Genomic DNA, 8,245 nt, shown 5'->3' with positions numbered 1-8,245 from the left:
TGCATCAAATTCGGGAGTGTGGTATGCTTGTTCATAGAGAGCACCTCCTGGGTTTGTTTGTGTCGTTACTCACATTCTACAGGAAAGGTGCTCTTTTTTCTATACCCTTTGGATTTTATTGGATAATCAACACGCCTGACAAGGTACATAAAAAGAAGGATATTGTAGAAAAATATTCATTGACAGCAATAAAAACACGCTGATATAATTTTTATTTTTTTTGACTTTGAAGACCATCTTTGTTATAATTGCAAATAGTGAGGTGGATGACGAATGCCAAAAACTTTATCCGATATTAAAAAAGCGCTGGACTCTAATATCGGGAGACGTTTAACGTTGCGGGCCAACGGCGGACGCAGAAAAATGATCGAGCGTTGCGGCATTTTGGCGGAGACTTACCCATCGGTATTTGTCATTGAACTGGATCAAAAAGAAAACTCGTTTGAACGTGTATCGTTCAGCTACGCCGACGTGTTGACAGAGACCGTAAAGCTGACGTTTTGGGACGATGAGCAAGCAGGGGGGCAGTAGACAAATTTGTTTGCTGCTTTTTGTTTTGTCATAAATAGGCGGACATAAAGCCGCCTTCCCCACTTCATACTAAAACTGCCGCAGCCGCCTTTCATCTGCCCCATGACCAGGCGAGTCAGCCGGCTGTTGCGCCGGCGGGTTGCACAACGTTTCGCGCCTTAACGCCAACGAACATGGAAAGGGGTTGCTGACATTGGGTCGACGCCGCGGGGTTATGTCGCAACGCTTAAAAGAAGAGCTGGCAAAAGAGCTGGGCTTTTACGATGTCGTGCAGCGTGAAGGGTGGGGAGCCATCCGCGCGAAAGACGCAGGAAATATGGTAAGATTGGCGATTGAACGGGCGGAACGGCAGCTGGCCGGAAAAACGGAATAGCGCCGGCGGCGATGGCGCGCTGCGGCAAGGGTGCCCTAGCAGGGGCGCCCTTTTTACATATATCGTTTGGCGACGGCACCAGGACATGTTAATATGGTAAAATGGGTTGATGAAAAAAGCACGAATGTCACGCGGGAAAACGCTGAAAATAGGAAACAACGGGCGGATAGGCGGCTGGCCAGAAGCCGTTTATCATCAATGTGCGTGGAAGTAGGTGAAGATGAGTGAGGCTGTCGATCAAAGCGCCGGCAAAAATTAATTTATCACTTGATGTTCTTTATAAACGCCCCGATGGTTACCATGAAGTGAAAATGGTGATGACGACGATCGATTTGGCGGACCGCATTGAGCTTATTCCGCTGCCTGAGGAGGATGTGATCCGCATTGTGTCGCAAAACCGCTTTGTGCCGGATGATTGCCGCAATTTGGCGTACCAGGCGGCGAAACTGATGAAGGAGACGTTTTCGATCCGCCAAGGGGTGGCCATTTCGATTGCGAAGCATATTCCGGTGGCGGCCGGCCTGGCAGGGGGAAGCAGCGACGCGGCCGCAACGTTGCGCGGGCTCAACAAGCTTTGGCAGCTCGGATTGACCGTCCGGGAATTGGCTGAGCTTGGTGCGCAAATCGGCTCGGATGTTGCGTTTTGCGTCTACGGCGGAACAGCTGTGGCGACCGGGCGCGGCGAAATCATCACCCCCATCCCGTCGCCGCCGCCATGCTGGGTGGTGTTGGCCAAGCCCCCAATTGGCGTGTCGACGGCCGATGTGTACCGAAATTTGCAGCTTGAGCATGTCTGCCATCCGGATGTCGATGCAATGGTGAAAGCGATCGAACGGCAAGATTATGAGGGCATTTGCCGGTTGGTCGGCAACGTGTTGGAGGAAGTGACCTTAAAAAAATATCCGGAAGTTGCGCATATTAAAGAGCAAATGAAACGGTTCGGAGCTGATGCGGTGCTGATGAGCGGAAGCGGGCCGACAGTGTTTGGGCTGATCGAGCATGATTCGAGAATGCAGCGGGTGTATAACGGACTGCGGGGCTTTTGCGATCAAGTGTTTGCGGTCAGGCTGTTGGGGGAGCGGCATTCGCTTGATTAAACACGTACATTTTTGTTAAAATAAATTTATAACATTCGGTTTTAGGAGGTCGGCTATGAAGCTTAGGCGAAGCGGCCGTTTAGTCGATATGACGCATTATCTTCTCGAACGGCCACATCAGCTCATTCCGCTGACGTTTTTTGCCGATCGGTACGAATCGGCCAAATCATCGATCAGCGAAGACTTGACGATTATTAAACAAACGTTTGAGCGGCAAGGAATCGGGACGGTTCGGACGCTGCCCGGCGCGGCCGGCGGCGTGCAATACATTCCGAAAATGGCTGCCGGGGAGGCGGAGGAAGTGATCGCCTATTTGTGCGAGCAATTGTCGCGCCCGGACCGGCTTCTTCCCGGCGGATATTTGTATATGACCGACATTCTTGGCGACCCCCGTATTATGAACAAAATCGGCCGCCTTTATGCGTCGATGTTTGCCGACCGTCCGGTGGATGTTGTTATGACCATTGCCACCAATGGAATTCCGATCGCATATGCGATCGCCAATTTTTTGTATGTGCCGGTTGTGATTGTCCGCCATGACAATAAAGTGACGGAAGGGCCGATGGTGAGCATCAACTACGTATCCGGCTCGTCCAAACGCATCCAAACAATGGTTTTGTCGAAGCGCAGCCTGGCGGAGGGAGCCAACGTGCTGATTGTCGATGACTTCATGAAAGCGGGCGGCACGATCAACGGTATGGTCAGCTTATTGCAAGAGTTTAACGGCAACGTCTCCGGCATCGGTGTGCTCGTTGAGTCTGAGGAAGCAAAAGAGCGGCTTGTCGACGAGTACATCTCGCTCGTCAAACTGTTGGCGGTGGACGTGAAAGAAAAGCGGATCGCCGTCAAGGAAGGCAATTACAAAGCGTTTTTTTAGGCAGCCTGCTGCCTGATTATAAAACTTTAGAAAGGGGATTTCTTTCAATGAAAAAAGTGGAAACGACCAATGCGCCGCAAGCGATCGGCCCGTATTCACAAGCGATCATCGTCAACAATATGGTTTACAGCTCTGGGCAAATTCCGCTCACTCCAGAGGGGGAAATGGTAAAAGGCGACATTCAGGCGCAGACGCATCAAGTGTTTCAAAATTTGAAAGCAGTGCTGGAAGCCGCCGGCGCCTCACTCGACACAGTCGTGAAAACAACCGTTTTTTTAAAAAGCATGGATGATTTTGCGGCCATGAACGAAGTGTACAGTCAATATTTCCCGAACCATAAACCAGCGCGCTCATGCGTTGAGGTGGCTCGGCTGCCGAAAGACGCCCTAGTTGAAATCGAAGTCGTTGCCCTCGTGCGATAAAGAGGGGCGCATCCATCTTTTCCCTTGCTGAAATTTAGAAAAAATTTTTTGAAAAAGGAAGGAAATTGCCGAAAGGCGTGGAATTAATTACATCGAGTCTTATATAGGGGAAAAGGTGGTGAACATAATGGAAGTGACAGACGTAAGATTACGCCGCGTCAACACCGAAGGACGGATGAAAGCGATCGCCTCCATTACGTTGGACAATGAGTTCGTTGTCCATGACATCCGCGTCATTGACGGGAATAACGGCTTGTTTGTCGCGATGCCAAGCAAGCGTACACCGGACGGGGAGTTCCGCGATATCGCGCATCCGATCAACTCCGCTACGCGCGGAAAAATTCAAGAGGCGATCTTAGCTGAGTACCACCGCCTCGGGAAGCTGGAAGAAGAACTTGAAGAAGCGGGCGCTTCGTAAACATATGAAAGGGGGCTTAGGTGAAATTCACCAAGCTCCTTATTTTTTGCCATCCGCATTGTTTCCTTGAAAAGTGCTGTTGATTCATATATATTCAATTATGGGCGAACTACTCCCACTTCGCTTTGCTTGAAGTGGGAGCTTCTCAGTTCCATGACGAAAGCCATTCTTTCGTCTCCCTGAGCGTCACTTCGGGTCGTCCCAACCCTGGTTCGACGATTTGGGGTTTTTTCGCGCCTTTGAATATGGTACGCATGGAAGGCTTCGCTTGTTTTCGCATTGAATGTTCTCCATGCAACCCGCTATATCTAGTTTACAAAGAACATGATATACATTGATTTGATTATGTGTTTTGGCTGATGCCACCGGCATTCCCCCGCTGGTCGTGGGGCTTCGTCTTTCACGCGCTTGAAGTGGGGGGATCTTCTCTTGGGACTATGATTAAAAGGATAATTGGAGGCTTTTCACATGAAGCGATATGCGGTCGTTTTGGCGGCCGGACAAGGAACGCGGATGAAGTCGAAGCAGTATAAGGTGCTTCATCCCGTTTGCGGCAAGCCAATGGTTCAGCACGTCATGGATCAAGTATCCAAACTTGGGGTGGAAAAAACCGTCACGGTCGTTGGATTTGGGGCGGAGCAGGTGAAAGAGCAGCTTGGCGCCCAATGCGAGTACGCATTGCAAGAGGAACAGCTTGGGACGGCGCATGCGGTGATGCAGGCAGCCCCATATTTGCAAGGTCTCGAAGGGGTGACGATCGTCGTCTGCGGAGACACGCCGCTCATCACCGCTGAGACGATGAAGGCGCTCGTCGAGCACCATTTGGCCGCCAAAGCGAAGGCGACGGTATTGACAGCCATCGCTGACGACCCGGCTGGATATGGCCGCATCGTCCGCAACAGTGCCGGCGGCGTTGAAAAAATTGTTGAACATAAAGATGCGAATGAAGAGGAACGGGCTATTCGCGAGATTAACACTGGAACGTATTGCTTTGACAACCAAACATTGTTTCAAGCGCTTACAAACGTGACAAACAACAACGCCCAAGGGGAATATTATTTAACCGACGTGATTGAAATTATCAAAGCGGGCGGCGGCACAGTATCCGCTTATCAGGCGCCGTCATTTGAGGAAACGATCGGGGTCAATGACCGCATCGCCCTTGCCGAGGCGGAGCGGATCATGCGCGAGCGCATTTGCCGCCGGCATATGGAAAACGGGGTTACGATCATCGACCCGGGCTGCACGTATATTTCCGCCGACGCGACGATTGGCCGCGATACGGTCATTTATCCCGGCACAGTCATCGAAGGCGAAACAGTGATCGGCGAGGATTGCACGATTGGACCGCATGCGGAAATTAAAAACTGTCATATCGGCCACCGCACGTCCATCCGCCATTCGGTCGCCCATGACAGCGAGATCGGCAACGATGTCACGATCGGCCCGTTCGCCCATATCCGTCCGCTGTCGAAAATTGATGACGAGGTGCGGATCGGCAATTTTGTCGAGGTGAAAAAATCGACGTTCGGCAAAGGAAGCAAAGCCTCGCATTTAAGCTATATCGGCGACGCGCAAGTCGGCGCCGATGTCAACCTTGGTTGCGGGTCGATTACCGTCAACTATGATGGCGTGCATAAGTATATGACCAAAATTGAAGACGGGGCGTTTATCGGCTGCAACGTCAACTTGATTGCCCCGGTTACGGTCGGCCGGGGCGCTTACGTCGCCGCCGGATCGACGATCACCGACGACGTTCCCGGCCGCGCCCTCGCCATCGCCCGCGCCCGGCAAGTCAATAAAGAACATTATGTTGATCGCCTGCCAGGCAAGAAAAAATCTTAATGGAGGTTTATCATGTCTGAATGCCAGCACCAACTAAAGTTGTTCGCCCTTAACTCGAACATGAGGCTAGCGAAAGAAATTGCGGAAGTCATGGGGATCGAGCTTAGCAAATGTTCCGTTTCCCGCTTTAGCGACGGGGAGATCCAAATTAACATTGAGGAAAGCATCCGCGGCGACGATGTATTTGTCATTCAATCGACGAGCGTCCCGGTCAATGAGCATTTAATGGAGCTGCTCATTATGATCGATGCGTTAAAGCGGGCGTCAGCGCGTACGATCAATATCGTCATCCCGTATTACGGCTATGCCCGCCAAGACCGGAAAGCGCGGGCGCGCGAGCCGATCACGGCCAAGCTGGTGGCGAACTTGCTTGAGACGGCCGGGGCGTCGCGCGTCATTACGCTTGATTTGCATGCCCCGCAAATCCAAGGGTTTTTTGATATCCCGATCGATCATCTAATGGGCGTGCCGATTTTGGCTGATTATTTTAAAAGCAAACAGTTGGATGACATTGTCGTTGTGTCCCCGGATCACGGCGGCGTAACGCGGGCGCGCAAACTCGCCGACCGTCTGAAAGCGCCATTGGCGATCATCGACAAACGCCGGCCGCGCCCGAACGCGGTGGAAGTGATGAACATTATTGGGCAAGTGAGCGGGAAAACGGCCATTTTGATTGACGACATTATCGACACGGCCGGCACGATTATGCTCGCGGCGAACGCTCTTGTTGAACATGGGGCGAAGGAAGTGTACGCGTGCTGCACCCATCCGGTGCTGTCTGGTCCAGCGATCGAGCGCATTCAAAGTTCCAAAATTAAGGAACTGGTCGTCACCAATTCGATTGCCTTGCCAGAAGAAAAGAAAATTGATAAAATTGTAGAGCTGTCGGTGGCGCCGCTCATTGCTGAAGCGATTACGCGCGTGTATGAAATGAAGTCTGTCAGCGTCCTGTTCGACTAACGCAAGAAAACATGTTTAGCCCTTCTTGTTTTAGGATAAAGTAGTCAATAGATTCTAATTCAGGAAGGTGAAGAAACATGGCGATTGTGTTGGAAGCGAAAGAACGCACAGACAAAAAACGTTCGACATTGCGGCGTATTCGTTCGCAAGGGGGCATTCCAGCGATTTTGTACGGCAAAAAAGTCGAAAACAAAATGATTTTTGTCAGCGCTGCTGAATTGGAGAAGGTGCTTCGTGAAGGTGGGCGCACGAGCTTGATAACATTGAAAGTCGGCGGCGACGACTATTCGGTGCTCTTGCGCGAGCTGCAGCGCGATCCGCTGCGCGGCGAGCTCCTTCACGCTGATTTTCAAGCGGTCGACATGTCGACAGAAGTCGATATTGACGTAGAAGTCCGATTGGTGGGCGAAGCGCCGGGGGTAAAAGACGGCGGCGTGTTGCAGCAAAACTTGCATGAGTTGTCGATCCGCGTCTTGCCGGCGAACATTCCGCCAGCGATTGAAGTGGACATCTCCGGTTTGCAAGTCGGCGATACCGTCACGGTTGGCGATGTGCAGACAGATGGAAAATTTGAAATTAACCATGAACCTTCCGAAGTGATTGCGACGATCTTGCCGCCGCAGCAGGAAGAGGAAATCCATAGCGGCGAGCAGCAAGAGCCGGGGCAGCCTGATGCCGAGGAAGGAAGAGAGACGACGCCAGAAAAGTGACAGACGTAACCGTTTCGGTTACGTCTTTTGTAGTATCATGCATAGAGAGGGGCGCAACGATTGAAGCTGTTTGTCGGGCTTGGAAATCCGGGCAAGGAATACGAGCAAACGCGGCACAACATCGGTTTTTTCGTCATTGATGAGCTGGCCAAACGTTGGGACGTTTCGTTGAAAACCGCCAAGTTCCGCGGCCTGTTCGGAACGGCGTCCGTTTCCGGCGAAAAAGTGGCATTATGCAAACCGTTGACATATATGAATTTATCAGGGGAATGTGTTCGCCCGCTCATCGATTACTATGGCATCGCCATTGAAGATGTCATTGTCATTTACGATGACCTCGATCTTCCGCCAGGAAAAATCCGTCTTCGCTTGAAAGGGAGCTCCGGCGGTCACAACGGTGTCAAATCGCTTATCCATCACCTCGGCACCGAGCAGTTTAAGCGCATTCGCATCGGCATCGGCCGGCCGGCCAGCGGGCAGCCGGTGGCGGATTATGTGCTCAGCCGTTTTACGGAGGAGGAGAAGCCGGCGGTCGCTGAAGCGGTTTTGCGGGCTGCCGATGCGTGCGAACAGGCGGTGGCGGCGCCGTTTACCCAGGTGATGAACGAGTTTAACAAGTGAATATTTTCCTCCAAACTGGTGCACAATGTGAGTACGGAAGGCATGGGGCGCCGGCTCCATCCGCCCTGCGGACGGAACAGCCCAGTGAGGAGGTTTGCTTCGATGGCATTGCATTACTATTGCCGCCATTGCGGCGCCAGAGTCGGAACTATTGAACAGGTATCCGTCTATAGCGAAAAGCTCGGATTCCACCATTTAACGGAAGAGGAACGGCTTGATATGATTTCGTACAAGCCGAACGGGGATATTCACGTCAAAACCATTTGCGAAGACTGTCAAGAAGTGTTGGCGCGAAATCCGGAGTGGCATCAATACGAAAAATTTATTCATTAGGCGCAGCTTTGGGCGACCAAAGCATTTTTATGTTTTGGCTGAACGCGGAAAGAGAAAG

General features: G+C 51.8%; 12 protein-coding genes. All 12 read left to right on the top strand.

The features are described from left to right. The coding region (locus IKE44_RS08200; protein WP_287465562.1) for a hypothetical protein at nt 1-203 on the top strand (203 nt) is incomplete at its 5' end. A 70-nt stretch (nt 204-273) separates the two neighbouring features. Beyond that, nucleotides 274-531: a biofilm formation stimulator Veg gene (gene veg / locus IKE44_RS08195; protein ID WP_033008996.1), complete on the top strand. Its 258-nt coding sequence runs from the start codon at nt 274-276 to the stop codon at nt 529-531. 193 nt (nt 532-724) lie between these two features. Further along, a complete protein-coding gene (locus IKE44_RS08190) occupies nt 725-904 on the top strand; it encodes a small, acid-soluble spore protein, alpha/beta type (RefSeq protein ID WP_011886605.1) in 180 nt (59 codons plus the stop codon). A 224-nt stretch (nt 905-1,128) separates the two neighbouring features. Further along, nucleotides 1,129-2,001, top strand: coding sequence for a 4-(cytidine 5'-diphospho)-2-C-methyl-D-erythritol kinase (ispE, locus tag IKE44_RS08185; RefSeq protein ID WP_033014208.1), 873 nt, complete (start codon nt 1,129-1,131; stop codon nt 1,999-2,001). Between the two features lie 55 nt (nt 2,002-2,056). Continuing rightward, nucleotides 2,057-2,878 carry a pur operon repressor gene (gene purR / locus IKE44_RS08180; RefSeq protein WP_232854443.1) on the top strand — a complete coding sequence of 274 codons (822 nt, stop codon included), beginning with the start codon at nt 2,057-2,059 and terminating at the stop codon, nt 2,876-2,878. 47 nt (nt 2,879-2,925) lie between these two features. After that, on the top strand, nt 2,926-3,300 hold the full coding sequence (locus tag IKE44_RS08175) for a RidA family protein (RefSeq protein ID WP_033008991.1): 375 nt from the start codon (nt 2,926-2,928) through the stop codon (nt 3,298-3,300). Between the two features lie 127 nt (nt 3,301-3,427). Further along, the gene (spoVG, locus tag IKE44_RS08170; RefSeq protein ID WP_003247437.1) at nt 3,428-3,718 is read left to right on the top strand and encodes a septation regulator SpoVG; all 291 of its coding nucleotides are present in this window, start codon (nt 3,428-3,430) and stop codon (nt 3,716-3,718) included. 468 nt (nt 3,719-4,186) lie between these two features. Beyond that, nucleotides 4,187-5,563, top strand: coding sequence for a bifunctional UDP-N-acetylglucosamine diphosphorylase/glucosamine-1-phosphate N-acetyltransferase GlmU (glmU, locus tag IKE44_RS08165; protein WP_033008990.1), 1,377 nt, complete (start codon nt 4,187-4,189; stop codon nt 5,561-5,563). A 12-nt stretch (nt 5,564-5,575) separates the two neighbouring features. Then, nucleotides 5,576-6,523, top strand: coding sequence for a ribose-phosphate diphosphokinase (locus IKE44_RS08160; RefSeq protein WP_049624439.1), 948 nt, complete (start codon nt 5,576-5,578; stop codon nt 6,521-6,523). Between the two features lie 77 nt (nt 6,524-6,600). Beyond that, on the top strand, nt 6,601-7,233 hold the full coding sequence (locus tag IKE44_RS08155) for a 50S ribosomal protein L25/general stress protein Ctc (protein WP_033014203.1): 633 nt from the start codon (nt 6,601-6,603) through the stop codon (nt 7,231-7,233). Nucleotides 7,234-7,293: 60 nt separating this feature from the next. Beyond that, nucleotides 7,294-7,854, top strand: coding sequence for an aminoacyl-tRNA hydrolase (pth, locus tag IKE44_RS08150; protein WP_033014202.1), 561 nt, complete (start codon nt 7,294-7,296; stop codon nt 7,852-7,854). A 102-nt stretch (nt 7,855-7,956) separates the two neighbouring features. Beyond that, a complete protein-coding gene (fin, locus tag IKE44_RS08145) occupies nt 7,957-8,187 on the top strand; it encodes an anti-sigma-F factor Fin (RefSeq protein WP_049624440.1) in 231 nt (76 codons plus the stop codon). The last annotated feature ends 58 nt before the right edge of the window (nt 8,188-8,245 follow it).

This window comes from Geobacillus sp. (assembly GCF_017515625.1).
Classification (GTDB): Bacteria; Bacillota; Bacilli; order Bacillales; family Anoxybacillaceae; genus Geobacillus; species Geobacillus stearothermophilus.
This window is presented reverse-complemented; position numbering and strand designations above follow the sequence as displayed.